Source organism: Streptomyces sp. NPDC048481 (assembly GCF_043200075.1).
Classification (GTDB): Bacteria; Actinomycetota; Actinomycetes; order Streptomycetales; family Streptomycetaceae; genus Streptomyces.
Genome location: NZ_JBICXC010000002.1, coordinates 59,938 through 83,722 on the forward strand (window position 1 = coordinate 59,938; position 23,785 = coordinate 83,722).

Below are 23,785 nucleotides of genomic sequence, written 5' to 3' on the forward strand. Positions count from 1 at the left end.
GGGGACTCCCCCCTGAAAGAGGTGAATCCTCTGCACGGCCCAACCAGGGCCGCCATCAGTTCGTACTGCGGTCTTGAGTTGCTGCTAGCTCGCCATGCGGCGGGCGGCGTCCTCGAGGCGGTCCGCGAGGGAGCCGTTGATCACCTCGTCGCCGACCTGCACCCGGATCCCGCCGAGGACCGCGGGGTCCACGTCGAGGTTGAGGTGCATCCTGCGGCCGTAGAGCTTCCCCAGGGCCGCGCCGAGGCGCTGCTTCTGCGGGTCGCTCAGCGGCACCGCCGAGGTGACGACGGCGACCATGCGGTCGCGGCGCTCCGCGGCGAGCTTGGACAGGGACTCGAGGCCCGCTTCCAGGCTACGTCCACGCGGCGCGGTCACGAGGCGAGTCACCAGTCGCTCGGTGGCCGCGTCGGCCCTGCCGCCGAGCAGGCTGCGCAGCAGCTCGCTCTTGGCCGGGACGGTGGCCTTCCGGTCGGTCAGTGCGGCGCGCAGCTCCGTGTTGGAGGAGACGATCCGCCCGAAGCGGAACAGCTCGTCCTCGACGTCGTCGAGCGTGCCGGCCTTCTGCGCGGCGGTGAGGTCGGCGATGTTCGCCAGCTCCTCCAGCGCGTCCACCAGGTCGCGCGACTGCGACCAGCGCGAACGCACCGTACCGGCCACCAGGTCGGCGGTCGGGCCGCTGACCTGGGCGCCGAGCAGGCGCTGGACCAGCTCGGCCTTGCGGTCGGCGGCCTGCGCCGGGTCGGTGAGGACCCGACGCAGCGAGATCTCGCCGTGGAGCAGCGCCGTGACGGACGCCAGCTCCTCTGCGAGCCGCGCCGCGTCCACGGACGTGGAGTCCGTCAGCGCGTCGAGACGCTCACGGGCTGCTGCGAATGCCTCGCGGCTCGCTCCGTGTGCGGTCATCGAGACGCCTCGGCCTTCTCCTCGAGCTCGTCGAGGAAGCGGTCGATGACGCGGCTCTGCCGGGCGTGGTCCTCGAGGGACTCGCCGACGAGCTTGCCGGCCAGCTCGGTCGCGAGCTTGCCGACGTCCTGACGCAGCGCGGACGCGGCGGCCTTGCGGTCGGCCTCGATCTGGCTGTGTCCGGCCGCGACGATCTCCTCGCGCTGGCGCTGGCCTTCCGCGCGCATCTCGGTGATGAGCGTGGCGCCCTGCTCCTGCGCCTCCTGGCGCAGGCGCGCGGCCTCGTGGCGGGCCTCGGCGAGCTGGGCCTTGTACTGCTCCAGGACGCTCTGGGCCTCGGTCTGTGCGGCCTCGGCCTTCTCGATACCGCCCTCGATGGCCTCACGCCGCTGCTCCAGAACCTTGTTGATGTTCGGGAGGAGCTTCTTGGCGAGGAAGCCGAAGACGATGACGAAGGCGAGCAGGCCGATGACGAGCTCAGGGATCGGCGGGATGAGGGGATTTTCCATCTCCTCGGCCGCCACGATGAGCATCTGGCTCATGTGTATGCCTTTCGTCTGGTCGGCTGGTCCGAAATCGGCGATCAGTAGCCGTAGACGAACGGCATGACCAGACCGATCAGGGCCAGCGCCTCACAGAACGCGAAGCCGAGGATCTGGTTGGCGCGGATCAGGCCGGCCGCTTCGGGCTGCCGGGCGAGGGCCTGGGTGCCGTTACCGAAGATGATGCCGACGCCGACGCCGGGGCCGATCGCGGCGAGGCCGTAACCGATGGAGCCGAGGGAGCCTTCGACAGCAGCAAGGGTCTGGGACATGCCAGTTCTTCCTTTTCTTTACGGACCGGTGGGGGTTGGCCACCGGACGACTCGGGGAGCGGGGGTGCTCAGTGGTGCTCGGCGAGCGCGCCCTGGATGTAGGTGCAGGTCAGCAGGACGAACACGTAAGCCTGCAAGGCCTGGATGAAGAGCTCGAAGGCGGTCATCACGACGGTCATCACGAACGAGACACCCGCGTAGGCGATCCCGATGCCGTTCAGCAGGTACCAGCTGGCGATCGTGAAGAGCAGCAGCAGCGTGTGCCCGGCGAACATGTTGGCGAAGAGTCGCACGGCGTGCGTGAACGGCCGGATCAGGATGTTCGAGAAGAACTCGATCAGCATGGCCAGCGGGAGCACGGGGCCGAGCGACTTGTCGTAGCCCGTCACGTTCTTGAAGAAGCCGACGAAGCCGTGCCTCTTGAAGGTCAGCGAGACCCACAGGACATAGACGATCAGGGCCAGTACCAGGGGGTACGAGATGATCGACGTGACCGGGAACTGGGCGATCGGCACGATCGACCAGAGGTTCATCATCCAGACGAAGAAGAACAGCGAGACGACGAGCGGTACGTACTTCTCGCCTTCCTTCTTGCCGATGGTCTCGTAGACGACTCCGCGTCGGATGAAGTCGTAGCCGGCCTCGGCGACCATCTGCAGCTTGCCCGGCACGACCTTCGGCTTGCGGAAGGCGGCCCAGAAGAACCCGACGATGATGATCGAGCCGAGCAGCGCCAGCAGCATCGTCTTGTTGAAGTACACGTTGCTGTCCCCGTCGCCCCAGATGGGCTCGAACAGGAACGAGTGCAGGCCGGGAGAGGGGAAGCCACAGCCGTCGAAGATGTGGCAGTCGGTCTCGAAGGCGAGCACCTGCGTCGGGTCAGCACTCACCGCGGGCTCCTTCAGCGTGGCGCATAGGTACGGCAACCTCGTTGTGTCGGCGCGGCGCACGGCCGCGGTTCGGCACGGGACTGGTGGTTCGGATGTGGAGGCGGCTTGGGGGCATCGTGCCTCGCGATTGAGCAGGCGTCAGCTCAGATGCCCGCGCCCGCGATGCCGCAGTTGGCACCGGACGATAGCAGGATCTCCCAGACGTCTTTATCCCGGCCCTACCCTTCACGACGAGTGCCCCGATTTTGCGGGCTTCTCGCCCTTCGAGGTCGTCGTCGAGGAGGACGGTTCGGGTTCGACGTAGAGGATCTTGGACTTCATGTGGGCCCGCGTCTGGGCACCGATCCAGGCCAGCGTGCCGACGAGCAACGTGACGGCGAAAGCCCTGGGGTTGAACAGCGTCGTCTCCTTGAATGCGGCCAGGAAGACGAACAACAGCAGGATCTGCGTCGTGTAGAGCATCAGACCCATGCCCTGGAACAGGTGCGGAAGCGACTTGGCGGTGCGCTGAAGCACATACAGACCGAGTCCCATGAAAGCGATGACCACGACCGTCGCGACGACCGCCCCGATGACCCCCTTGCCGCCCGCGACCACACCGCTGACGACCGCGGCGACAGCGCCGACGGCGACGGTGGGCACGGCGGCCTGGACCAGGATCCGGACGTCATTGGAGGGCATGGCGGCAACTCCGCTTTCAAGGGGGGCAGGGTGTCGTCATGGACGAGCGTAGTCCCGGTTCGAGGGGCGGAATGACCTCCGCCGGCCTCGCCCCCGAGGACCGTCGCGCTGAGGTTCTCTGGTGGGGTTCCGGGTTCTCGTGAACCGTATCACAAACTATTTGATGAGGTCTTTACCTACTGGGTGTGCCTGCTGTCACACATGAGAGTGACGGCGCGCGTCTGGGCGGGGACGAGGGGGGCTTGTCTGGTATTGGCATCGTTTGCCCGCCCCTCATTCCCCCACGAGTTGGCAATGCTCTAGTCAGATTCTTACCTTGTCGGGGTCGCCGTCGGAGCCCCTCGACAGGGCGAGGGAGCGGTACGGGTGAGCGCCGGACGCACCCCTCCCGAGGCACCCTCCCAGGGGTCAGGAACAGCCCCGACGGGGCCGGTGACGAGCCGTCGGCGCCGCCCTACGCGCGCTCGCGCTCCTGGGTCCGTACGCGGCCCGTCCGCTCCGACAGGGCGGTGCTGCCGTTCATCTTGCGGTGGGGGCCCGGCTCGCGGGCCGGGACCCGCTGCGGCGTGCGCTCGACCGGGGCCGGTCCCACGGCGGCCGGACCGTCCGTGGCCGGGGCGACGGCCCCGCCGCGCGCTTCCGCCCGCCGGCGCCGGTAACGGGGCGGCAGGAACGCCTCGGCCCAGCGCGGTGCGCGGGGGGTGAAGCGCGGCAGCAGGAGCAGCCCCAGGCCGACCGCGCTGAGCGCCACGACGCCGAGGACGATCCACATGGAGGCCGAGTTGACCGAGTAGGCCAGCGCGCCGAACGCGATCAGCGCCGACCAGAAGTACATGATCAGCACCGCGCGGCTGTGCGAGTGGCCGATCTCCAGCAACCGGTGGTGCAGGTGGCCGCGGTCCGCCGCGAACGGCGACTGGCCGCGCCAGGTGCGGCGCACGATCGCCAGGACGAGGTCGGCGGCCGGGATCGCGATGATCGTCAGCGGCATCACCAGCGGGATGTAGACGGGCACCATCTGGTGGACGGCGTTGCGCTCGGACCCGGAGAACAGCTTCATGACGTCGGGGTCGACCTGGCCCGTGATGGAGATCGCGCCGGCCGCCAGCACCAGCCCGATCAGCATCGAGCCCGAGTCGCCCATGAAGATCCGCGCGGGATGCATGTTGTGCGGCAGGAAGCCCAGGCACATGCCCATCAGGATCGCCGCGAACAGCGTCGCCGGGGCCGCGGCCTCGATGCCGTACGAGTACCAGATGCGGTAGGCGTACATGAAGAACGCCGCCGCCGCGATGCACACCATGCCGGCGGCGAGCCCGTCGAGGCCGTCCACGAAGTTCACCGCGTTGATGGTGATGACGACCAGCGCCACCGTCAGCAGCGTGCCCTGCCACTGGGTCAGCGCAACCGTGCCGACCAGCGGGATGGGCAGCCACAGGATCGTCAGACCCTGCATGACCATGACGCCGGCGGCGATCATCTGGCCGCCCAGCTTGATCAGCGCGTCGATCTCGAACTTGTCGTCCAGGACGCCGATCAGCCAGATCAGCGCCGCGCCGGAGAGCAGGGCGCGCGGCTCGTTCGACTTCTCGAAGACCTCGTTCAGGTTGGTCAGGTGGTCGGCGACCAGCAGGCCGGCGCACAGACCGAAGAACATGGCGATACCGCCGAGCCGCGGAGTGGGTTCCCGGTGCACGTCACGGGCCCTGATCTCCGGCATCGCTCCGGCCACGATCGCGAACTTACGTACCGGCCCGGTCAGCAGATACGTCACCGCGGCCGTGATGCAGAGCGTCAGCAGGTATTCACGCACGGGCTTCCCCACAGGTCTCGCCGGCCATCTCAGTCCCACACCCTAGCGATCGTCCGCCGCACGGCGCATATGTGTGAGGACTGCCGGGTAGTGACGATGGTTTCACGTGAGGCTGTGCACGGGGGCGCACGGGGTGTGCGCGACAGGGCGCGCACACGCCACGCCCACTCCGGTTCAGCCCGGGTACGGCGGAAACGCCAGGGCCAGCGCGCGCACCTCCTCGCGGGCCTTCCTGCTCTCGGTCTCCCCTCTCAGCACCGCCCCCAGCAGCGCCCCGATCCCTGTCATCTCCCGTTCCCCCATGCCCTGCGTGGTCAGCGCGGCGGTGCCCAGGCGCAGGCCGCGGTCGTGCGCGTGCGGCAGGGCGCAGCAGTCCAGCACCATCCCGGCGGCGGCGAGCAGCCCGCGCGCCGTGCGGCCGTCCACGCCGAGGGGGGCCGGGTCGGCGGTGATGAGGTGGGTGTCGGTCCCGCCGGTGGTGACGGCCAGCCCTTCACTCTCCAGAGCGGCGGCGAGAGCCCGCGCGTTGGCGACCACCTGATGGGCGTACACGCGGAACGCCGGTGTCGCCGCCTCGCCGAACGCGACCGCCTTCGCGGCGACGGTGTGCATCTGCGCACCGCCCTGCGTGAACGGGAACACCGCCCGGTCGACCCGCTCGGCCAGGTCGCCGCCGCACAGGATCATCCCGCCGCGGGGGCCGCGCAGCACCTTGTGCGTCGTGGCGCATACGACGTCGGCGTACGGAACCGGGCTGGGCGCCGCTCCCCCGGCGACCAGACCGATGGGATGCGCGGCGTCGGCGATGAGATAGGCGCCGGCCTCGTCGGCCACCTCGCGGAAGAAGGCGTAGTCGATGTGGCGGGGGTAGGCGATGGACCCGCACACGATCGCCTTGGGCCGGTGTCCCCGGGCCAGCGCCCGGACCTGCTCGTGGTCGATGAGGCCGGTCTCGGCGTCCACCCCGTAGGGGACGAAGTCGAACCAGCGGCCGGAGAAGTTGACGGGCGAGCCATGGGTGAGGTGTCCGCCGTGGGGCAGCCCGAGCGCGAGGACGGTGTCGCCGGGCCGCAGCAGCGCCGCGTAGGCGGCCAGCACGGCGGAGGAGCCGGAGTGGGCCTGGACGTTGGCGTGCTCGGCCCCGAAGAGGGCCTTCGCGCGGTCGACGGCGAGGCGTTCGGCGACGTCGACGATCTCGCAGCCGCCGTGGTGGCGGGCTCCCGGATAGCCCTCCGCGTACTTGTTGGCGAGCTGCGAGCCGAGTGCGGCCAGCACGGCGGGGGAGGTGAAGTTCTCGGCGGCGACCAGTTGGAGCGTCGACGCCTGCCGCTCGCGTTCCCCGAGCAGGATGTCGGCCATCTGGGGGTCCTGCCGGCGTACGACGTCGGTCTCGGGGACATGGGTGACCGACATGGTGCGCTCCGGGGCGTCGACGGTGACGTACGTCCAATGTAGGCCCGGCGCGGACACCGCGCGCGCTCTTCGCCGCCACCCGGGCGCAAGGCCGCCCGCGGGCCCGCCGGACCGTTCGGACGGGCCGGTGCGTCGCGGGTCGCCGGGGGCGGGCGTCGTCGGGTCAGGTGCGGGCGGGGACGCCCGTCAGAGCGGTGACGACCGGGTCCAGCGCCTGGTGTATCTCGTCGCCGATCGAGCGGAAGAACGGCAGGGGCGCCCCGTAGGGGTCGTAGACCTCGTCGGCCTCCAGCGTCGGGGCGAGGAGCCACCCTCGTAGAGCCGCCGCCGCGCGGACCAGGGCGCGTGCGCGCATCACCACGCCCTCGTCCAGGGACGGCAGGGTGGCCGGGTCTATCGCGTTCACCAGCCGGGTGAACTCCTTCAGTGTGAAGGTGCGCAGGCCCGCCGAGTGCCCCATGGAGATGACCTGGGCGCGGTGGTCGCGCGTCGCCGTCAGGACCAGGTCGGCCATGATGACGTGCTCGTCGAGCAGCTCCCGCCCGGTGAAGCCGGAGGCGTCCGCGCCGAAGTCGGCCAGCACGGTCTCCGCGTTGGCCTCCATCGGCGCGCCTTCGTGGCCCCAGGTGCCCGCGCTCTCCACGATCAGCCCGCCGCCCAGCACCCCGAGCCGCTGCGACACGAAATGTCGGGTCAGCCGTTCGGTGATGGGCGAGCGGCAGACGTTGCCGGTGCTGACGTGGAGGATGCGGAAGGTGTCGCGCGGAAACCCGAACGTCGTCGTCTGCTCCGCGGCACGTTCCCCGGTGCCTATGCCACGCCCCGCGTCAGGGGCTGTCAATTCGCCACCTCGAGGTCGGGTACGACCTTCCGCAGCTCGTCCGCGGAGATCGCGCCCGCCCGCAGCAGCAGCGGCACCTCCCGGCTGACGTCGACGATCGAGGAGGGCACGTTGCCGGGGGTCGGGCCGCCGTCGAGGTAGACGGAGACGGAGTCGCCGAGCATGTCCTGGGCGTGGTCGCAGTTCTCCGGGGCCGGGTGACCCGTCAGATTGGCCGAGGAGACCGCCATCGGGCCGACCTCCGTGAGCAGCTCGATGGCGACCGGGTGCAGCGGCATGCGGACGGCGACGGTACCGCGGGTGTCGCCCAGGTCCCACTGGAGGGACGGCTGGTGCCTGGCCACGAGCGTCAGCGCGCCCGGCCAGAAAGCGTCGACCAGTTCCCAGGCCAGCTCGGAGAAGTCGGTGACCAGGCCGTGCAGCGTGTTCGGGGAGCCGATGAGGACGGGGGTGGGCATGTTGCGGCCCCGGCCCTTGGCCGCCAGCAGGTCGGTGACGGCCTCCGAGGAGAACGCGTCTGCGCCGATCCCGTACACCGTGTCCGTCGGGAGGACCACGAGTTCGCCACGGCGGACGGCGGACGCGGCCTCGCGCAGACCGGTCACACGGTCGGTGGCGTCGTTGGTGTCGTATCGCCGTGCCATCTAGCGAGCCTCCTCGTACACGAAGTACCTGTGCGCGTATGGGTGCGCGTCCTGCTGCGGGTCGAAAGTACCGGGGACGACGCTCACGGCATCGCCCTGCGGGCCGTGGCGAAGCGCGGCCGGTTGTTGAGGTCGGGGTGGTCGGCGGCGTCGGCCCAGCCCCGCTCCTCGGTGAAGATCCACGGCACCTGGCCGCCCTGGGTGTCGGCGTGCTCGATGACGACGACGCCGCCGGGGCGCAGCAGCCGGTGCGCCGTGCGCTCGATGCCGCGGATCAGGTCGAGGCCGTCCTCGCCGGAGAACAGGGCGAGTTCGGGGTCGTAGTCCCGGGCCTCGGGGGCGACGTACTCCCACTCGGTGAGCGGGATGTACGGCGGGTTGGAGACGACCAGGTCGACCTGGCCGTCGAGGTCGCGGAAGGCGTCCAGGGCGTCCCCCTGGCGCAGGTCGACCCTGGACCCCTCCATGTTCTTGCGCGTCCACCGCAGGGCGTCCTCGGACAGCTCCACGGCGTGCACGCGCGAGCGCGGCACCTCCTGGGCGAGGGCGAGCGCGATGGCGCCGCTGCCGGTGCACAGGTCGACGATGCGGGGCTCTACGACGTCCATCGCGCGGACGGCGTCTATGGCCCAGCCGACGACCGACTCGGTCTCGGGGCGCGGTACGAAGACGCCGGGACCGACCTGGAGCTCCAGGTACCGGAAGAAGGCCCGGCCGGTGATGTGCTGGAGCGGCTCGCGCTGCTCGCGCCGGGCGATGACCTCCCAGTAGCGGGCGTCGAAGTCGGAGTCGGGCACGGAGTGGAGCTGACCGCGCTTCACGCCGTGCACGAAGGCGGCGAGCTCCTCCGCGTCGTTGCGCGGCGAGGGCACGCCGGCGTCGGCCAGCCGCTGGGTGGCCTGAGCTACCTCAGCGAGCAGCAGACTGCGGGGGCTTGGGGGGCGTCCCCCAAATGATTGCTGCACGCGTCCTCCGTGTCGTACTCGTCGTGGTGACGTCCTGCATCGCCTACGCGGCTGCGAGCTTGGCGGCCGAGTCCGCGTCGACGCACGCCTGGATCACCGCGTCGAGGTCGCCGTCCAGGACCTGGTCCAGGTTGTACGACTTGAAGCCGACCCGGTGGTCCGAGATGCGGTTCTCCGGGTAGTTGTACGTGCGGATCTTCTCGGAGCGGTCGACGGTGCGGACCTGGCTGCGGCGGGCGTCGGCGGCCTCCCGCTCGGCTTCCTCCTGCGCCGCGGCGAGCAGCCTGGAGCGCAGAATACGCATCGCCTGCTCCTTGTTCTGCAGCTGGCTCTTCTCGTTCTGGCAGGAGGCGACGACCCCGGTGGGAAGGTGCGTGATGCGCACGGCGGAGTCGGTGGTGTTGACGGACTGGCCGCCGGGGCCGGAGGACCGGTAGACGTCGATGCGCAGGTCGCTCGCGTTGATCTCGACGTCGACCTCCTCGGCCTCGGGCGTCACGAGGACGCCGGCGGCGGAGGTGTGGATCCGGCCCTGGGACTCGGTCGCGGGCACGCGCTGCACCCGGTGCACGCCGCCCTCGTACTTCAGCCGCGCCCACACGCCCTGGCCGGGCTCGGTGGCGCCCTGGCCGCCCTTGGTCTTCACGGCGACCTGGACGTCCTTGTAGCCGCCCAGCTCGGACTCGGTCGCGTCGATGATCTCGGTCTTCCAGCCGACGCGCTCGGCGTAGCGCAGGTACATGCGCAGCAGGTCGCCGGCGAACAGGGCCGACTCGTCGCCGCCCGCGCCCGCCTTGATCTCCAGGATGACGTCCTTGTCGTCGGACGGGTCCCGGGGCACGAGCAGCAGGCGCAGCTTCTCGGTCAGCTCCTCGCGCCGCTTCTCCAGCTCCTTGACCTCGGCCGCGAAGTCGGGGTCGTCGGCGGCGAATTCACGCGCGGTCTCGACGTCGTCGCCGGTCTGCTTCCAGGAGCGGTACGTGCCGACGATGGGGGTGAGCTCGGCGTAGCGCTTGTTCAGCTTGCGCGCGTTGGCCTGGTCGGAGTGGACCGACGGGTCGGCGAGCTTCTTCTCCAGGTCGGCGTGCTCTCCGAGCAACTCCTCGACGGCCTCGAACATGGTGGGCTCCTGAATGACGAACGTGGGGGAAGGGCGGGCGACCAAAAACGCCGGTCCCGGCGTGCCCCCTGGCGGGGACACTGCCGTGGACCGGCGAAGAGGGGCTCGCTACTTCTTGGAGCCGGCGGCGGCCTTGCCGAAGCGGGCCTCGAAGCGGGCCACACGGCCACCGGTGTCGAGGATCTTCTGCTTGCCCGTGTAGAACGGGTGGCACTCGGAGCAGACGTCGGCGCGGATGTTGCCGCTCTCGATCGTGCTGCGGGTGGTGAACGACGCGCCACAGGTGCAGCTGACCTGCGTCTCGACGTACTCGGGGTGAATGTCGCGCTTCAAGGTGTCTCCTAGTTTCGGGAGGGCGCCGGGTCGCTGTCGCGGGATACGACGAGCGTGAACCGGGGCCGACGTACCAGTCTGCCAGGACTGGCCGCATCCCCCAAAACCGGGGGGTGGGCCGATCTATTCCCGGCGGTCCGCGGGACGCCCCGGATCCGGCGTCCCCTGCCGGGCGCGCGGCCTCACGACGAGGTGACGACCCCGGCGGCCTCGCCCGTGGCGTTGCCGGTGACGGCCGACTTCGGGATGGGCCGGTCGTTCTTCAGGGCCGTCCAGACCTGCTCGGCCTTCGCCTTCGAGACGATGACCCGGTTGGGGTCGGACGGGTCGTACACGACCGGCATCGTGACCATGTTCATGTTCTTCGCGCTGATGCTCTTGAGGCCGTTCGCGAAGGACATCAGGGAGTTCAGCGAGCCGAGGTGGGAGTCGGTCGTGACGGCCTTGGTGGCGGTGTCGGCGAGGTTGTACAGCTTCGTGCCGCCGGTGAAGAGGCCGACGTGCCCGACCTGGTCGACCAGGGCCTTGATGAACGCCTGCTGGAGCTGGATGCGCCCGAGGTCGGAGCCGTCGCCGACGCCGTGCCGGGTGCGGACCAGGCCGAGGGCCTGTTCGCCGTCGAGGGTGTGCGTGCCGGCCTTGAGGTCCAGGTGGCTGTCGGGGTCCTTGATGGGCTTGGTGGTGGTGACGGGGACGCCGCCCAGCTCGTCGATGAGTTTCTCGAAGCCGGAGAAGTCGACCTCGAGGTAGTGGTCCATGCGGACGCCGGTGATCGACTCGACCGTCTTCACGGCGCAGGCGGCGCCGCCCGTGGAGTACGCCGAGTTGAACATCACGCCGTGCGCGGCGTCGTGCTCGGCGCCCTTGGCGTCCGTGCAGGCGGGGCGGTCGATGAGGGTGTCGCGCGGAACGGAGACGACGCTCGCCCTCTTGTGCCCCTTGTACACGTGGATGATCATCGCCGTGTCGGAGCGGGCGCTGCCGTCGTCGGCGCCGCCGCCCAGCTTCTTGTTGGCGCCGGAGCGGGTGTCCGAGCCGAGGACCAGGATGTTCTCGGAGCCGTTGTCGGCCTTGGTGGGCCGGTCCGTGCCCAGCGCCTGGTCGATGTCGACGCTCTTGATGTTGCCGTTGAGCTTGAAGTAGAGGTAGCCCAGTCCGGTGCCGCCCAGCACCACGATGCCCGCGGCGGTCCAGGCGCCGATCAGCAGCGCCTTGCGCCTGCCCCGCTGCTTGCGGTGGCGCGGGCCCTTGCCGTCGGCCCCGCTCGTCGTGCCGGCCTCACCCGGTATGCCGGGCTCCGGCGTGCTCTCGGCGGACATGCGCTCCTCGGTTCTCGTGCGACCTCACCATCGTCACTCCGCCAGGACAGACGGGGAAACTCGGGACAGGGTTGCACGAACGCTCCGTGCCCGGTCGGTGAGCGACCGGACACGGAGCGTTCTGCGGGTGAGGACGGAAGGCCGCTCTCACCTGCGGTTTCAGCCGAAGAGGTCGTACTGCTTGAAGCTCGTGCCCAGCGAGATCCCTGCGGAAAAGATCACACTGCCCGTGCTTCCGTTGCCGCGGTACAGGAAGAGCGTGCCGGCGGGGGTGCGGGCCAGCAGGTCCGCCTTGCCGTCGCCGTTGACGTCGCCGACCGTGGCGAACGCGTTGTACGTGGTGTTGCTCCAGGTGGCGACCTTGAGTCCGGGCGCGAAGGCGCTCGTCCCGCTCACGCCGCGGCCCCGGAACAGGTAGACGGCGCCGCTGGTCTTGTTGCGGGCGATCAGGTCGGCCCGGCCGTCGCCGTTGAAGTCGCCGTGACCGCGCACGACGTTGTAGCTGTTCCAGCCTGTGCCGGCCTTGACCGAGGCGCCGATGCTGCCGTTGCCCCGGCCCGGGTTGATCCACAGGTTGCCCGCGGAGTCCACGGACACGAGGTCGGGCAGGAAGTCGCCGGTGACGTCGCCGGGGGCGACGATCGACAGGCGGCTCTTCCAGTTGTCACCGATGAGCTGGGTGGCCCAGGTCCCGGAGGCGGGCACGAAGTGGTCCCAGAACACGTCCCCGTCGGAGGAGCGGCGCAGGATCAGGTCCTGGAAGCCGTCACGGTCCAGGTCGGCCTGGAGGATGAGGTTGTAGCCGCTCCAGGTGCCCCAGGACTCCCGGGGGGCCAGCGAGGTGCCCTTGGAGTCGAACTCGTAGGCCGTCTGGGTGCTGGAGTTGCGCGCGAAGAGATCGGCGTTGTGGTCGAGGCTGAGGTTGGTGTCGTCGACCCGCGGGTACACGTCCCCGACGTACGTGGTGACCTTGCTGAAGACGCTGTAAGCGCCGCTCTTCACGCAGTCGGTCACACCCCAGGAGACGACGCCCACGAGCCGTCCGCCGACGACCAGCGGACCGCCGGAGTCGCCGTTGCAGGTGGTGGTGGTGCCGGTGTCGCTGCCGGTGGCGGGGTTGCCCGCGCACACCATGTGGCTCTTGACGAAGTCGGCGCCGTAGTAACCCGCGCAGGTGGCGTCCGACTGGAGCGGCAGCGTGGCCGTCTTCAGGTCGTCGGAGATCTCGTCATTGGCGGAGGTGGTGCGCCCCCAGCCGAAGACCGTCGCGTTGGTGCCGGCGACGTACGAGCCGGTGTTGCCGGCCGGGACCATCGGGATCGGCTTGACCGTGAGCGGGGTGCCCAGGGTCAGCACGGCGATGTCGTTGTCGATCGTCGACGCGTTGTAGGACCAGTGGTTCCACTGGCGCAAGACGCCGGTGGCGGTACCGCCGTGCAGGTCGGTGTCCGTCGCGAGCTGCGACGCGCCGGTGACGATGGTGCCGTGGTTGAGCCAGTCGTAGCCCTTGACGCAGTGCGCGGCGGTGACGATCTTCGTCGGGGACACGACCGCGCCGCCGCAGAAGAAGCCGATGTCGTCGCTCGTGTTGTCCGGCGTGCCCCGGTTGTCGCCGTACCACAGCTGCGCCATCCAGGGCGCCTTGGCGATGGTGGTGGTCGTACCGCCGATGATCTTCGGGTCGACCGTGGCGCGGCTGCTGGAGGTGAGCGACTCCTTCGTAGTCTGCCCGGCGACGTCGTCCCCCGCGAGGGCGATCTCGAGCCGCTTGTGCAGCTCCTGCGCCGACGGGGTGGTGATCTTCGGCTTGGGCGGCGCCTCGGCCGCCTGCGCCGACGAGGTCAGCAGCGCGCCGGCCACGGTGGCGGCCACCGCGGCCGCAGCGATCGGCAGGCCGATGCGCAGCTTGCGTCTGTGACGCTTACGACCGCCCCCGGACGTGGGTGTACCCACTCAAGTCCCCCCTCGGGAAGTGAAGTTCAAGTTCGTCAGGTGCATGTTCGAAAACATGACCGAAGGCGAGATCGTACCCCGGTCGCGGACAACGCGAAGGGCCGCCCCCCTGAACGGGGAGCGGCCCTCCGGTACCGGTCGAGCAGCGGCCTACGGCGACGGCCGTCAGTCGTTGTTGTTGCCCGGCGACGGCGTCGTCTTCTGGATCTGGAGCAGGAACTCGCCGTTCGACTTCGTCTGCTTCATCTTGTCCAGCAGCAGCTCGATCGCCTGCTGCTGGTCGAGCGCGTGCAGCACCCGGCGCAGCTTCCAGACGACGGCCAGCTCGTCGTTGCCGAGCAGGATCTCTTCCTTGCGGGTGCCGGACGCGTCGACGTCCACCGCCGGGAAGATGCGCTTGTCGGCGAGCTTGCGGTCGAGCTTGAGCTCCATGTTGCCGGTGCCCTTGAACTCCTCGAAGATCACCTCGTCCATGCGGGACCCGGTGTCCACCAGGGCGGTGGCGAGGATGGTCAGCGAGCCGCCGTCCTCGATGTTGCGGGCCGCACCGAAGAAGCGCTTCGGCGGGTACAGGGCGGTCGAGTCGACACCACCGGACAGGATGCGGCCGGAGGCGGGCGCGGCGAGGTTGTACGCACGGCCCAGACGCGTGATCGAGTCGAGCAGCACGACGACGTCGTGGCCCAGCTCCACCAGGCGCTTGGCGCGCTCGATGGCCAGCTCGGCGACCGTGGTGTGGTCCTCGGCCGGGCGGTCGAAGGTCGAGGAGATGACCTCGCCCTTGACCGACCGCTGCATGTCGGTGACCTCTTCCGGACGCTCGTCGACCAGGACGACCATCAGGTGGCACTCGGGGTTGTTGTGCGTGATCGCGTTGGCGATCGCCTGCATGATCATGGTCTTGCCGGTCTTCGGCGGGGCCACGATCAGACCGCGCTGGCCCTTGCCGATCGGCGACACGAGGTCGATGATCCGGGTCGTCAGCACGCCCGGGTCCGTCTCCAGGCGGAGGCGGTCCTGCGGGTACAGGGGGGTCAGCTTGTTGAACTCCGGGCGGCCGCGGCCGTGTTCGGGCGCCATGCCGTTGACGGAGTCCAGCCGGACCAGCGCGTTGAACTTCTCGCGCCGCTCGCCTTCCTTGGGCTGACGGACCGCGCCGGTGACGTGGTCGCCCTTGCGCAGGCCGTTCTTGCGGACCTGGGCGAGGGAGACGTAGACGTCGTTCGGACCCGGCAGGTAGCCCGAGGTCCGGATGAAGGCGTAGTTGTCGAGGATGTCCAGGATGCCCGCGACGGGGATCAGGACGTCGTCGTCGGCGAGCTGCGGCTCGGCGGCGCCGATCTCGTCGCGCCCGCGACGGCCACGGCGGTCGCGGTAGCGGCCACGACGGCCACGCCGGCCGCCCTCGAAGTCGTCGTCCTCGTCGGCCCGCGGGCCGTTGTCGCGCTGCTGGCGGTCCTGACGGCCGCCGCTCTGCTGCTGGCCCTGCTGGCCGCCGCGCTGCTGCTGGCCGCCCTGCTGGTCGTCGCCCTTGCGACGGTCACCGCGCTCGCCGCGGTCGGCACGGTCACCGCGCTCGCCCCGGTCGCGGCCGCGCTCACGGCGGTCGCGGCGGCGGCCCTCGGCGCCGTCGGCGTCACCGCGCGCGTCGCCCTGCGACTGGCCCTGGCCCTCGGCCTGCGCCGGGGCGGACGTCTCGGTCTTCGCGGCGCCCTTGGCCTCGGCGACGACCGTCTCCGGGCTGCCCGCGTCGGCGGTGGCGCGACGGCGACGGCGCTCGGCGGGGGCCTCCCCGCCGGCCGGCTGACCGGGGATCTCGATCTGCTGCTGGGCCACGGCCTTGTCGGCGGCGGCCTCGGCGGGGGCGGCGTCCGCCTTCTTCTCGGCGGTGTCGCCCGTGCGCGCCTTGGAGGTGGCGCGACGCTTGGGCTTGGTCTCGGCGGCGTCCGCCGCGGGCGTCGCCTTCGCGGGGGCGGCGCCTCCCCCGGCCTGCGCCTCCTTGATGACCTCGATCAGCTGGCTCTTGCGCATCCGCGCGGTGCCCCTGATACCGAGTCCGGATGCGACCTGCTGCAGCTCGGCCAGCACCATGCCGTCGAGGCCGGTACCGCGGCGCCGCCGGGAGCCCGCACCGGTGGCAGGCGCGGAGGCGTCCGTGGCGGGCGCGGCAGCGGTCTCCTCGACACGTGCGCCCATCAGATCGGTGGTGTCGCTCACGAAGGGTCCTTCCCTGGAGCGGACGTCGGCCTGTCTGGCTCGGCGACCGTTTGTGCTGTCCGACTTCGGTCCTTGCTGTGGCGAAGCCGGGGCGGTTGTCCGCCAATGCGGCGGAGGAGATTTCTGGTGATGGCGCTTCCTGAGCGAACCGTGACATCTAGGTGTCACGTCGCGAGGTCGCACCGATTCCGGAGCGTGCCCCGAACACCGCTCAGCGTCGCTGCACGGCGTACTGCCCAGGTACGACGTACGGAACGCAGTGCGGCTTGGGAAGCTCCCGGAAGAATGTCTGTCCCGAAGCGGGACACGAAGCACCTCGCCATGGTGAGGTCGGGTGCAGACTTGAGATTAACACTACCGGATCCAACAAACATTCCCCCTCTCGAAATCCGGCAACCGTGCGCTTCTAGATGTCGCCGGAGGGCGCCAGGGGCAGCACGCTCGCCCCTCGCAGGTCCAGGGCCAGGCGGTTCGCGGCCCAGTCCGCGCCGGCGGAGGCCTCGATCTTGTCGGCCGTCTCCGCGTCGGCCAGCGCCATCACGGTGGGCCCGGCGCCGGAGATCACAGCGGGGATCCCGTCCGCGCGCAGCCGCTCCACCAGCGCGGCGCTGTCCGGCATGGCCGGCGCGCGGTACTCCTGGTGCAGACGGTCCTCGGTGGCCGTCAGCAGCAGATCCGGACGGCGCGTCAGGGCCTCGACGAGCAGTGCGGCGCGGCCGGCGTTGGCGGCTGCGTCGACGTGCGGCACGGAGCGCGGGAGCAGTCCGCGCGCGGTCTCGGTCAGCACCGGCTTCCCGGGCACGAAAACCACCGGAACGACGGAACCGGCCGGCTCCATCCTGATCGCCCGCGCGGCCCCCGCCTCCAGCCAGGACAGGGTGAACCCGCCCAGCAGGCAGGCCGCGACGTTGTCGGGGTGCCCCTCGATCTCGGTCGCCAGCTCCAGCAGCGCCGCGTCGTCGAGCCTGCTCTCGCCGCCTATCGTCACCGCGCGCGCGGCGACGATGCCGGCGCAGATCGCGGCCGACGACGAGCCGAGGCCCCGGCCGTGCGGAATGCGGTTGGCGCAGACGATCTCGAGGCCGCGCGGCTGACCGCCCAGGACGTCGAAGGCGGTGCGCAGGGAACGGACGAGGAGGTGCTTCTCGTCGCGCGGCAGCGTCTCGCTGCCCTCCCCCGCGATGTCGATGTGCAGCCCTGAGTCGGCCACCCGGACGACGACGTCGTCGTAGAGTCCCAGCGCGAGCCCGAAGGCGTCGAAGCCCGGGCCGAGGTTGGCGCTGGTGGCGGGAACGCGCACCCGGACGGGGGCGGCGCGGAAGGCGGGACCGGCCATCTCGCGATGACTCTCCTTGAGCTGCGGGGCTGTCGAATGAGCTGCGATGCGTGAGTGAGGACCCGGGACCGCGACGGCGACGCGTCACTGCGGCATATGCGGCGGGCGGGTTGGTTACAGCCTATCGAAGGAAGGTTCTGCGGCGACATAGGGCGCACAGGAGGCGCACGATGCGTGTCGTAAGCCCCTCGTGCACCCCTGTCAGGGACATCCACCGGCCGACCGTGACGCCGGACCGCGCCGGATCCGGGGTGCCCGGCGGGGTGCCCGGCGGGATGCCGGTCGACCGAGACGCCCGAGGGCCCCTGAGGGGGGCCACCCGGACGTCGTCGGGACGTCACCCGGAGGGACGCGGCCCTTCCGGTGTCGCTACGCGAGTCCGAGGCGCTCGGCGGCCGTCGCCGCGTCGACCGGGACGGTGACCGGCTGCGGTGCGCCCGCGACGGCCCAGTCGGGGTCCTTCAGACCGTTGCCGGTGACGGTGCACACGATCCTCTGCCCCGGGTCGACCTTGCCCTGCTCGGCCGCCTTCAGCAGACCGGCCACGGACGCGGCGGACGCGGGCTCCACGAAGACGCCCTCCTGCGCGGCCAACAGCCGGTAGGCGCGCAGGATCTCACGGTCCGTCACCTCGTCGATGAGGCCGCCGGACTCCTCCCGCGCGGCCAGCGCGAACTGCCAGGACGCCGGGTTGCCGATGCGGATCGCGGTGGCGATCGTCGACGGGTCCTTGACGACCTCGCCGCGCACGATCGGGGCGCTGCCGGACGCCTGGAAGCCCCACATGCGGGGCGTGCGCGTGGCGACCTTGTCGGCGGCGTACTCCTTATACCCCTTCCAGTACGCGGTGATGTTGCCCGCGTTGCCGACCGGCAGGACGTGGATGTCGGGGGCGTCGCCGAGCATGTCGACGATCTCGAAGGCGGCCGTCTTCTGGCCCTCGATACGCACCGGGTTCACCGAATTGACCAGCGCCACCGGGTAGTTGTCGCTCAGTGCCCGCGCCAGCGTGAGGCAGTCGTCGAAGTTGCCGTCGACCTGGAGGATCTTCGCGCCGTGGATGAGCGCCTGGCCCATCTTGCCCAGTGCGATCTTGCCCTGCGGGACGAGGACGGCCGAGACCATGCCCGCGCGGACGGCGTACGCGGCGGCGGAGGCGGAGGTGTTGCCGGTGGAGGCGCAGATGACGGCCTGCGCGCCCTCCTCCTTGGCCCGCGTGATGGCCATGGTCATGCCCCGGTCCTTGAAGGAGCCGGTGGGGTTCGCGCCCTCCACCTTGAGGTGGACCTCGCAGCCCGTGCGCTCGGAGAGCACCTGCGCGGGCACGAGGGGCGTGCCGCCCTCACGGAGCGTCACTACGGGCGTGCTGTCGGAAACCGGCAGCCGGTCCCGGTACTCCTCGATGATTCCGCGCCACTGGTGGGTCATTGCTGGTTACTCTCCTTCAACCCGCATGATGCTGGCGACACCCCGCACGGTGTCGAGCTTGCGCAGCGCCTCGACGGTCCCGGTGAGGGAGGCGTCGGACGCGCGATGGGTGACGACGACGAGGGAGGCCTCGCCGCTTCCGTCCAGTCGGCCCTGCTGCCGCACGGTGTCGATGGAGACTCCGTGCTCGGCGAAGACGGTGGCCACCTGGGCGAGAACGCCAGGCTTGTCCGCGACGTCGAGACTGATGTGATACCGGGTGACGACGTCGCCCATGGGCGACACCGGCAGCGCGGCGTAGGCCGACTCGCCGGGCCCCGTCGCCCCGCTGAGCCGGTTGCGGCAGACGGCGACCAGGTCGCCGAGCACGGCGGAGGCGGTGGGTGCACCGCCGGCGCCGGGACCGTAGAACATGAGCTGCCCGGCCGCGTCCGACTCGACGAAGACGGCGTTGTAGGCGCCGCGCACCGAGGCGAGCGGGTGGCTCAGCGGAATCATGGCGGGGTGCACCCGCGCGGTGACCGACGCCCCGTCGGCGGCCCGCTCGCAGATGGCGAGCAGCTTGATGGTGCAGCCCATCTCCCGGGCGGAGGCGAAGTCGGCCGAGGTCACCTCGGTCATGCCCTCGCGGTAGACGTCGTCGAGACGCACGCGCGTGTGGAACGCGATGCCCGCGAGGATGGCGGCCTTGGCGGCGGCGTCGAAGGCCTCGACGTCGGCGGTCGGGTCGGCCTCCGCGTACCCCAGGGCGGTGGCCTCGTCGAGGGCCTCCTGGTAGCCGGCGCCCGTGGAGTCCATCTTGTCGAGGATGAAGTTGGTGGTGCCGTTGACGATGCCCAGCACCCGGTTCACCTTGTCGCCGGCGAGGGACTCGCGCAGCGGCCGGATCAGCGGGATGGCGCCGGCGACGGCGGCCTCGTAGTAGAGGTCCTTGCCGTGTTCGTCGGCGGCGGCGTGCAGCGCGGCGCCGTCCTGCGCGAGCAGCGCCTTGTTGGCGGAGACGACGGACGCGCCGTGCTCGAAGGCGGTGGTGATGAGCGTACGGGCGGGCTCGATGCCGCCGATGACCTCGACGACGACGTCGATGTCCCCGCGTTTGACGAGCGCGGTGGCGTCGGTGGTGACGAGGTCGGGGTCGATGCCCTCCCGCACCCGCGACGGCCGCCGCACGGCGACGCCGGCGAGCTCCACGGGAGCGCCGATCCGCGCGGCGAGGTCGTCGGCGTGCGTCGTCATGATGCGCGCCACCTCTGAGCCGACCACTCCACAGCCCAGCAGCGCCACCTTCAGCGGACGCGTACGCATCATCCGACCTCGTTTCCTCATACCGTCTACGGATGTTTCCGGTTGACCCAGTCTCACTCACCGGACCGGACTTTCTGCCCATAGTCCGGATCGTGAGACATCTATTTCATTTCCAGAGCCCGGCAGACAGGAGATCTTCCACCGCCCCCGGAACCGTCCCGAAACAGTCCCGAGACAGTTCCGGCGGGGGCGATGGTCTGTCGGGGCGTCGGGCTCAGCCGACGTCGAGCCGCAGCAGATCCTCCTCCGTCTCCCGCCGCACGACCACCCGCGACTCGCCCTCGTGCACGACGACGACCGGCGGCCGCAGCACGTGGTTGTAGTTGCTGGCCATGGAGCGGCAGTACGCGCCCGTGGCGGGGACGGCGATCAGGTCGCCCGGCGCCAGGTCGGCCGGCAGGAACGCGTCCTTGACCACGATGTCCCCGCTCTCGCAGTGCTTGCCCACGACCCGCGCCGGCATCGGCGCGGCGTCCGAGACGCGGGAGACGAGCGCGACGCTGTACTCGGCGTCGTACAGCGCGGTACGGATGTTGTCCGACATACCGCCGTCGACGGATACGTAAGTCCGCAGCCCGTCGAGCGGCTTGACGGTGCCCACCTCGTACAGGGTGAAGGCCGTGGGCCCGACGATGGCGCGCCCCGGCTCCACCGAGATGCGGGGCGTCCGCAGCCGGGCCGACTCGCACTCACGGGTGACGATCTCCGTCAGCGCCTTGGCGATCTCGTGCGGCTCGCGCGGATCGTCGTCGCTGGTGTAGGCGATGCCCAGCCCGCCGCCGAGGTCGATCTCCGGCAGCTCGACCCCGTGCTCGTCACGGATGTCCTTGAGCAGCCCGACGACCCGGTGGGCGGCGACCTCGAAGCCGGACATGTCGAAGATCTGCGACCCGATGTGCGAGTGGATCCCGATCAGCTCCAGCCCGTCGAGCTGGAGCGCCCGCCGCACGGCCTCGGCGGCCTGTCCGCCGGCGAGCGGAATCCCGAACTTCTGGTCCTCGTGGGCGGTGGCGATGAACTCGTGCGTGTGCGCCTCGACGCCGACGGTGACCCGGATCTGCACCCGCTGCCGCATGCCGCGCGCCTGCGCGATGTGCGCGACCCGCACGATCTCCTGGAACGAGTCGAGCACGATCCGTCCGACGCCGGCGTCGACGGCCCGCTCGATCTCGTGCGTCGACTTGTTGTTGCCGTGGAAGGCGATCCGGTCGGCGGGCATGCCGGCGGACAGCGCGGTGGCGAGCTCGCCCCCGGAGCAGACGTCGAGGTTCAGGCCCTCCTCGTGCAGCCAGCGCACGACGGCCCGGGACAGGAAGGCCTTGCCCGCGTAGAAGACGTCGGCGTCGGCCCCGAACGCGGTGCGCCAGGCGCGGGCCCGGTCGCGGAAGTCCGCCTCGTCGAGGATGTAGGCGGGCGTGCCGTGCCGCTCGGCGAGGGTGACGACGTCGACGCCGCCGACGGTCACGACACCGTCGTCGTCACGCGTGACGGTCCGCGCCCACACCTTGGGGTCGAGGGCGTTGAGATCGGCGGGCGGAGCGGAGTAGTGCCCCTCGGGAAGGACGTCGGCGTGACGGGGCCCGGCGGGGTGGGCGGATCGGCTCATCTGGGCGTGCTCTCTCAGAGGTGGTCGGGTGCGTCGATGCCGAGCAGGGACAGGCCGCCGGCCAGCACCGCCCCGGCCGCTTCGGCGAGCGCGAGCCGGGCACGATGGGCGGCCGAGGGTTTCTCCGCACCTCGCGGCAGCACGGCGGGCAGCAGAACGAGCGTGGCGTCGGCCACCCCGACCAGATGCCGGGCCAGCCGCGACGGCACGGAGAAATCAGGAACGGCCCGCGGCGCGGACGCCGGGGCAGACGCGACGGCGACGGTGGCGGTGACGGTGACGGTGACGGCGGTGGCGAGAACGCGGGGGTAGTCCGCGAGAAGGCCGACGAGGTCGGACGCGTCCAGAGGACCGGGCTCGGCGGCGAAACCCAGGTCGGCGGCGTTCCGGCCCACGGCCCGGGTACGGGCGTGGGCGTAGCGGACGCGGAAGAGGGGATTGCCCTCACGCTGGACCAGATGGTCGGCGGTGATGCGGGGCCGGTCGTGCGGGGCGGGATGGACCAGGGCCCAGCGAGCGGCGTCGAGACCGAGCGGAGCGGGGTCCTCCGGAGCGGGAACGGGCCGCAACACGCTGCTACCTGCCGGATCATGACGCATGTCCCGCAGGCCATGACGCACGTCCCGCAGGTCGTGACGGACGTCCCGCAGGTCGTGACGGACGTCGACGAGGCCGCCTTGTGCTCCGATGATCCGCGCGAGCACGTCGGCGAGCACCTCGGCCCGCACCTCGTACGGCACCCGCACCTCGAACACCTGCCCGGCGAGGTCGTCACTGTGCCCGTACCGCGAACCGTCCGCCCTGATCCGCCGGACCAGATCGACGACGGCGGACCCGTCGAGACGGAGATTGAGGAACCCGGGCCCGGTGATCTCCACCCCGCAGACGCCCTCGGCCCCCATCAGATACGGCCGCAGAACCTCGGCCACCTGAAGAGGCGTCTGCCCGGCGGGCCGGGCGAGCTGCAAGGCGATGTTGGTGGCGTAGTCCCCCCGCCCTCCGGGCCCCGGCGGCGTGACGACCGCCCGCTCGGGAACGGCCACGCTCAGCTCCCCGTCGTCGACAGCACGACGCACCGCGCACAGCACGGCACGAGACAGCTCGACGGGAGTCACGGCACAAGCGTAGGGGAGGAGGGGGGTGGGTAGGCGAGCCGGTTCGACGGGGTCCCGAGATGTGGACGCCGAGCAGGACCAGAGGCCGGCCGACGGCGAAGGCGAAGGCGACAGGAACCCCTGACCGGGGAGAGGCAGCAAGAGGGAGGACGGGGCGGGGGGCAAGGCAGAAAGAGGAGTCTCGACCTCGAGCGCAGGACCTGGACCTCACTCCCCGGCCGCGGCTCCCCCGCCGGACGAGTGACTCTTCCCGACCCCTATGACGGCGGCCCCCGTCCCCGGCTCCCTCTCCAACCGGGTCGTCAGCCCCGCCTCCGACCCGGACCGCACCGCACCCCCACCCGCATGGTCGTCCTCGCCGCCTCCACCCCCCTCTCGCTCGGCCTCCGCCTCTCTCCCGCGTTCCCGCTCCACCAACGTCCGTACGACGGAGACGAGTTCGGCGGGATCGAAAGGCTTGGAGAGGAACGCGTCGACGCCGACATCAAGGCCGGACTCGACCTCGTACTGCGTACAGGCGCTGATGATGACCAGGGGAAGGTCCCGCGTCCGAGGATCGGCACGCAACCGCGCGGCGGTGCCCAACCCGTCCAACCGGGGCATGACGACATCGAGGGTCACAAGATCGGGCCGGACCTGATGAACGACATCCAGACACTCGGCACCGTCGGACGCGGTCACGACCTCGATGCCCTCCAGCTCGAGATTGACCCTGATCAGCTGCCGGATGACCTTGTTGTCGTCCACCACAAGCACCCGGCCCGACGTGCCTGACACAACTCGAGAGTAGGTCGGCACCGGCCACCGCGTCCGGGTTTTCCCCACTTCCACCCCGGGCGAGCGACCCACCCCCGCGCAAGCCCTGCAAACTCGTTCCTGATCACCCCGAGCGAGCTGGTAGTGTTCTACCCGTCGCCGCGAGCAACACCTCCCGACCGACACGCCCCCGTAGCTCAGGGGATAGAGCAACGGCCTCCGGAGCCGTGTGCGCAGGTTCGAATCCTGCCGGGGGCACCCTTCATACGGTGCCCAAAGACCCCGTCACCAGCGGAAACGCTGAGGCCGGGGTCTTCGCGTATGTGCAGC

At 70.5% G+C, this 23,785-nt stretch carries 21 protein-coding genes and 1 tRNA gene; 1 reads left to right on the top strand and 21 read right to left on the bottom strand.

From position 1 onward, the window contains the following. Nucleotides 1-84: 84 nt before the first annotated feature. The 21 genes from ACGFSH_RS06510 to ACGFSH_RS06610 form a co-directional block, all read right to left on the bottom strand. Nucleotides 85-906: a F0F1 ATP synthase subunit delta gene (locus tag ACGFSH_RS06510; protein WP_393345596.1), complete on the bottom strand. Its 822-nt coding sequence runs from the start codon at nucleotides 904-906 to the stop codon at nucleotides 85-87. Then, entirely contained in the window at nucleotides 903-1,448 is a 546-nt protein-coding gene (locus ACGFSH_RS06515) for a F0F1 ATP synthase subunit B (protein WP_393345598.1), read from the bottom strand. Before ACGFSH_RS06515 ends, ACGFSH_RS06510 begins: the two co-directional genes overlap by 4 nt. A 41-nt stretch (nucleotides 1,449-1,489) precedes the next feature. Further along, nucleotides 1,490-1,720 carry an ATP synthase F0 subunit C gene (gene atpE, locus ACGFSH_RS06520; protein WP_009321656.1) on the bottom strand — a complete coding sequence of 77 codons (231 nt, stop codon included), beginning with the start codon at nucleotides 1,718-1,720 and terminating at the stop codon, nucleotides 1,490-1,492. 68 nt (nucleotides 1,721-1,788) lie between these two features. Next, complete coding sequence (atpB, locus tag ACGFSH_RS06525; RefSeq protein WP_359172868.1) at nucleotides 1,789-2,610, bottom strand: F0F1 ATP synthase subunit A; 822 nt, start codon at nucleotides 2,608-2,610, stop codon at nucleotides 1,789-1,791. Nucleotides 2,611-2,835: 225 nt separating this feature from the next. After that, nucleotides 2,836-3,291 (bottom strand): hypothetical protein, encoded by a 456-nt coding sequence (locus ACGFSH_RS06530; RefSeq protein ID WP_393345601.1) that lies wholly within the window; start codon nucleotides 3,289-3,291, stop codon nucleotides 2,836-2,838. 454 nt (nucleotides 3,292-3,745) lie between these two features. Then, on the bottom strand, nucleotides 3,746-5,104 hold the full coding sequence (locus ACGFSH_RS06535; RefSeq protein WP_393345603.1) for an MraY family glycosyltransferase: 1,359 nt from the start codon (nucleotides 5,102-5,104) through the stop codon (nucleotides 3,746-3,748). Nucleotides 5,105-5,278: 174 nt separating this feature from the next. Beyond that, the gene (glyA, locus tag ACGFSH_RS06540; RefSeq protein WP_393345605.1) at nucleotides 5,279-6,517 is read right to left on the bottom strand and encodes a serine hydroxymethyltransferase; all 1,239 of its coding nucleotides are present in this window, start codon (nucleotides 6,515-6,517) and stop codon (nucleotides 5,279-5,281) included. Between the two features lie 163 nt (nucleotides 6,518-6,680). After that, the gene (locus tag ACGFSH_RS06545) at nucleotides 6,681-7,358 is read right to left on the bottom strand and encodes a protein-tyrosine-phosphatase (RefSeq protein ID WP_393345607.1); all 678 of its coding nucleotides are present in this window, start codon (nucleotides 7,356-7,358) and stop codon (nucleotides 6,681-6,683) included. Next, nucleotides 7,355-8,002 carry an L-threonylcarbamoyladenylate synthase gene (locus tag ACGFSH_RS06550; RefSeq protein ID WP_393345609.1) on the bottom strand — a complete coding sequence of 216 codons (648 nt, stop codon included), beginning with the start codon at nucleotides 8,000-8,002 and terminating at the stop codon, nucleotides 7,355-7,357. The genes ACGFSH_RS06545 and ACGFSH_RS06550 overlap by 4 nt, the downstream gene beginning before the upstream one ends. 83 nt (nucleotides 8,003-8,085) lie before the next feature. After that, complete coding sequence (gene prmC, locus ACGFSH_RS06555) at nucleotides 8,086-8,925, bottom strand: peptide chain release factor N(5)-glutamine methyltransferase (RefSeq protein WP_393346921.1); 840 nt, start codon at nucleotides 8,923-8,925, stop codon at nucleotides 8,086-8,088. 85 nt (nucleotides 8,926-9,010) lie between these two features. Further along, complete coding sequence (gene prfA, locus ACGFSH_RS06560) at nucleotides 9,011-10,087, bottom strand: peptide chain release factor 1 (protein ID WP_393345611.1); 1,077 nt, start codon at nucleotides 10,085-10,087, stop codon at nucleotides 9,011-9,013. 108 nt (nucleotides 10,088-10,195) lie between these two features. After that, on the bottom strand, nucleotides 10,196-10,420 hold the full coding sequence (gene rpmE / locus ACGFSH_RS06565; protein ID WP_393345613.1) for a 50S ribosomal protein L31: 225 nt from the start codon (nucleotides 10,418-10,420) through the stop codon (nucleotides 10,196-10,198). A 182-nt stretch (nucleotides 10,421-10,602) separates the two neighbouring features. Further along, on the bottom strand, nucleotides 10,603-11,739 hold the full coding sequence (locus ACGFSH_RS06570) for an LCP family protein (protein WP_393345615.1): 1,137 nt from the start codon (nucleotides 11,737-11,739) through the stop codon (nucleotides 10,603-10,605). Between the two features lie 159 nt (nucleotides 11,740-11,898). Further along, nucleotides 11,899-13,692 carry a trypsin-like serine protease gene (locus ACGFSH_RS06575; protein ID WP_393345617.1) on the bottom strand — a complete coding sequence of 598 codons (1,794 nt, stop codon included), beginning with the start codon at nucleotides 13,690-13,692 and terminating at the stop codon, nucleotides 11,899-11,901. A gap of 165 nt (nucleotides 13,693-13,857) precedes the next feature. Further along, on the bottom strand, nucleotides 13,858-15,909 hold the full coding sequence (rho, locus tag ACGFSH_RS06580) for a transcription termination factor Rho (protein WP_393345619.1): 2,052 nt from the start codon (nucleotides 15,907-15,909) through the stop codon (nucleotides 13,858-13,860). 406 nt (nucleotides 15,910-16,315) lie between these two features. After that, the gene (gene thrB, locus ACGFSH_RS06585) at nucleotides 16,316-17,245 is read right to left on the bottom strand and encodes a homoserine kinase (RefSeq protein WP_393345621.1); all 930 of its coding nucleotides are present in this window, start codon (nucleotides 17,243-17,245) and stop codon (nucleotides 16,316-16,318) included. Nucleotides 17,246-17,614: 369 nt separating this feature from the next. Beyond that, a complete protein-coding gene (gene thrC / locus ACGFSH_RS06590) occupies nucleotides 17,615-18,673 on the bottom strand; it encodes a threonine synthase (protein WP_393345623.1) in 1,059 nt (352 codons plus the stop codon). 6 nt (nucleotides 18,674-18,679) lie between these two features. Next, the gene (locus ACGFSH_RS06595) at nucleotides 18,680-19,978 is read right to left on the bottom strand and encodes a homoserine dehydrogenase (RefSeq protein ID WP_393346923.1); all 1,299 of its coding nucleotides are present in this window, start codon (nucleotides 19,976-19,978) and stop codon (nucleotides 18,680-18,682) included. Nucleotides 19,979-20,192: 214 nt separating this feature from the next. Then, on the bottom strand, nucleotides 20,193-21,584 hold the full coding sequence (lysA, locus tag ACGFSH_RS06600) for a diaminopimelate decarboxylase (RefSeq protein ID WP_393345625.1): 1,392 nt from the start codon (nucleotides 21,582-21,584) through the stop codon (nucleotides 20,193-20,195). A 14-nt stretch (nucleotides 21,585-21,598) separates the two neighbouring features. Then, entirely contained in the window at nucleotides 21,599-22,699 is a 1,101-nt protein-coding gene (gene nrtL, locus ACGFSH_RS06605; RefSeq protein WP_393345627.1) for an ArgS-related anticodon-binding protein NrtL, read from the bottom strand. A 207-nt stretch (nucleotides 22,700-22,906) separates the two neighbouring features. Continuing rightward, nucleotides 22,907-23,548, bottom strand: a complete 642-nt coding sequence (locus ACGFSH_RS06610) for a PleD family two-component system response regulator (protein ID WP_393345629.1) — start codon at nucleotides 23,546-23,548, stop codon at nucleotides 22,907-22,909. 93 nt (nucleotides 23,549-23,641) lie between these two features. Here ACGFSH_RS06610 and ACGFSH_RS06615 point away from each other — a divergent pair. Next, a tRNA-Arg gene (locus ACGFSH_RS06615) sits at nucleotides 23,642-23,713 on the top strand. Nucleotides 23,714-23,785 lie beyond the last annotated feature (72 nt).

What these genes read in the sequence shown, in the direction of transcription:
- ACGFSH_RS06530 (WP_393345601.1), bottom strand. Translation starts at nt 3,291, where the DNA reads ATGCCCTCCAATGACGTCCGGATCCTGGTCCAGGCCGCCGTGCCCACC.
- ACGFSH_RS06595 (WP_393346923.1), bottom strand. Translation starts at nt 19,978, where the DNA reads ATGCGTACGCGTCCGCTGAAGGTGGCGCTGCTGGGCTGTGGAGTGGTC.
- lysA (WP_393345625.1), bottom strand. Translation starts at nt 21,584, where the DNA reads ATGAGCCGATCCGCCCACCCCGCCGGGCCCCGTCACGCCGACGTCCTT.
- thrC (WP_393345623.1), bottom strand. Translation starts at nt 18,673, where the DNA reads ATGACCCACCAGTGGCGCGGAATCATCGAGGAGTACCGGGACCGGCTG.
- atpE (WP_009321656.1), bottom strand. Translation starts at nt 1,720, where the DNA reads ATGTCCCAGACCCTTGCTGCTGTCGAAGGCTCCCTCGGCTCCATCGGT.
- thrB (WP_393345621.1), bottom strand. Translation starts at nt 17,245, where the DNA reads ATGGCCGGTCCCGCCTTCCGCGCCGCCCCCGTCCGGGTGCGCGTTCCC.
- ACGFSH_RS06550 (WP_393345609.1), bottom strand. Translation starts at nt 8,002, where the DNA reads ATGGCACGGCGATACGACACCAACGACGCCACCGACCGTGTGACCGGT.
- ACGFSH_RS06515 (WP_393345598.1), bottom strand. Translation starts at nt 1,448, where the DNA reads ATGAGCCAGATGCTCATCGTGGCGGCCGAGGAGATGGAAAATCCCCTC.
- glyA (WP_393345605.1), bottom strand. Translation starts at nt 6,517, where the DNA reads ATGTCGGTCACCCATGTCCCCGAGACCGACGTCGTACGCCGGCAGGAC.
- ACGFSH_RS06570 (WP_393345615.1), bottom strand. Translation starts at nt 11,739, where the DNA reads ATGTCCGCCGAGAGCACGCCGGAGCCCGGCATACCGGGTGAGGCCGGC.
- ACGFSH_RS06510 (WP_393345596.1), bottom strand. Translation starts at nt 906, where the DNA reads ATGACCGCACACGGAGCGAGCCGCGAGGCATTCGCAGCAGCCCGTGAG.
- prfA (WP_393345611.1), bottom strand. Translation starts at nt 10,087, where the DNA reads ATGTTCGAGGCCGTCGAGGAGTTGCTCGGAGAGCACGCCGACCTGGAG.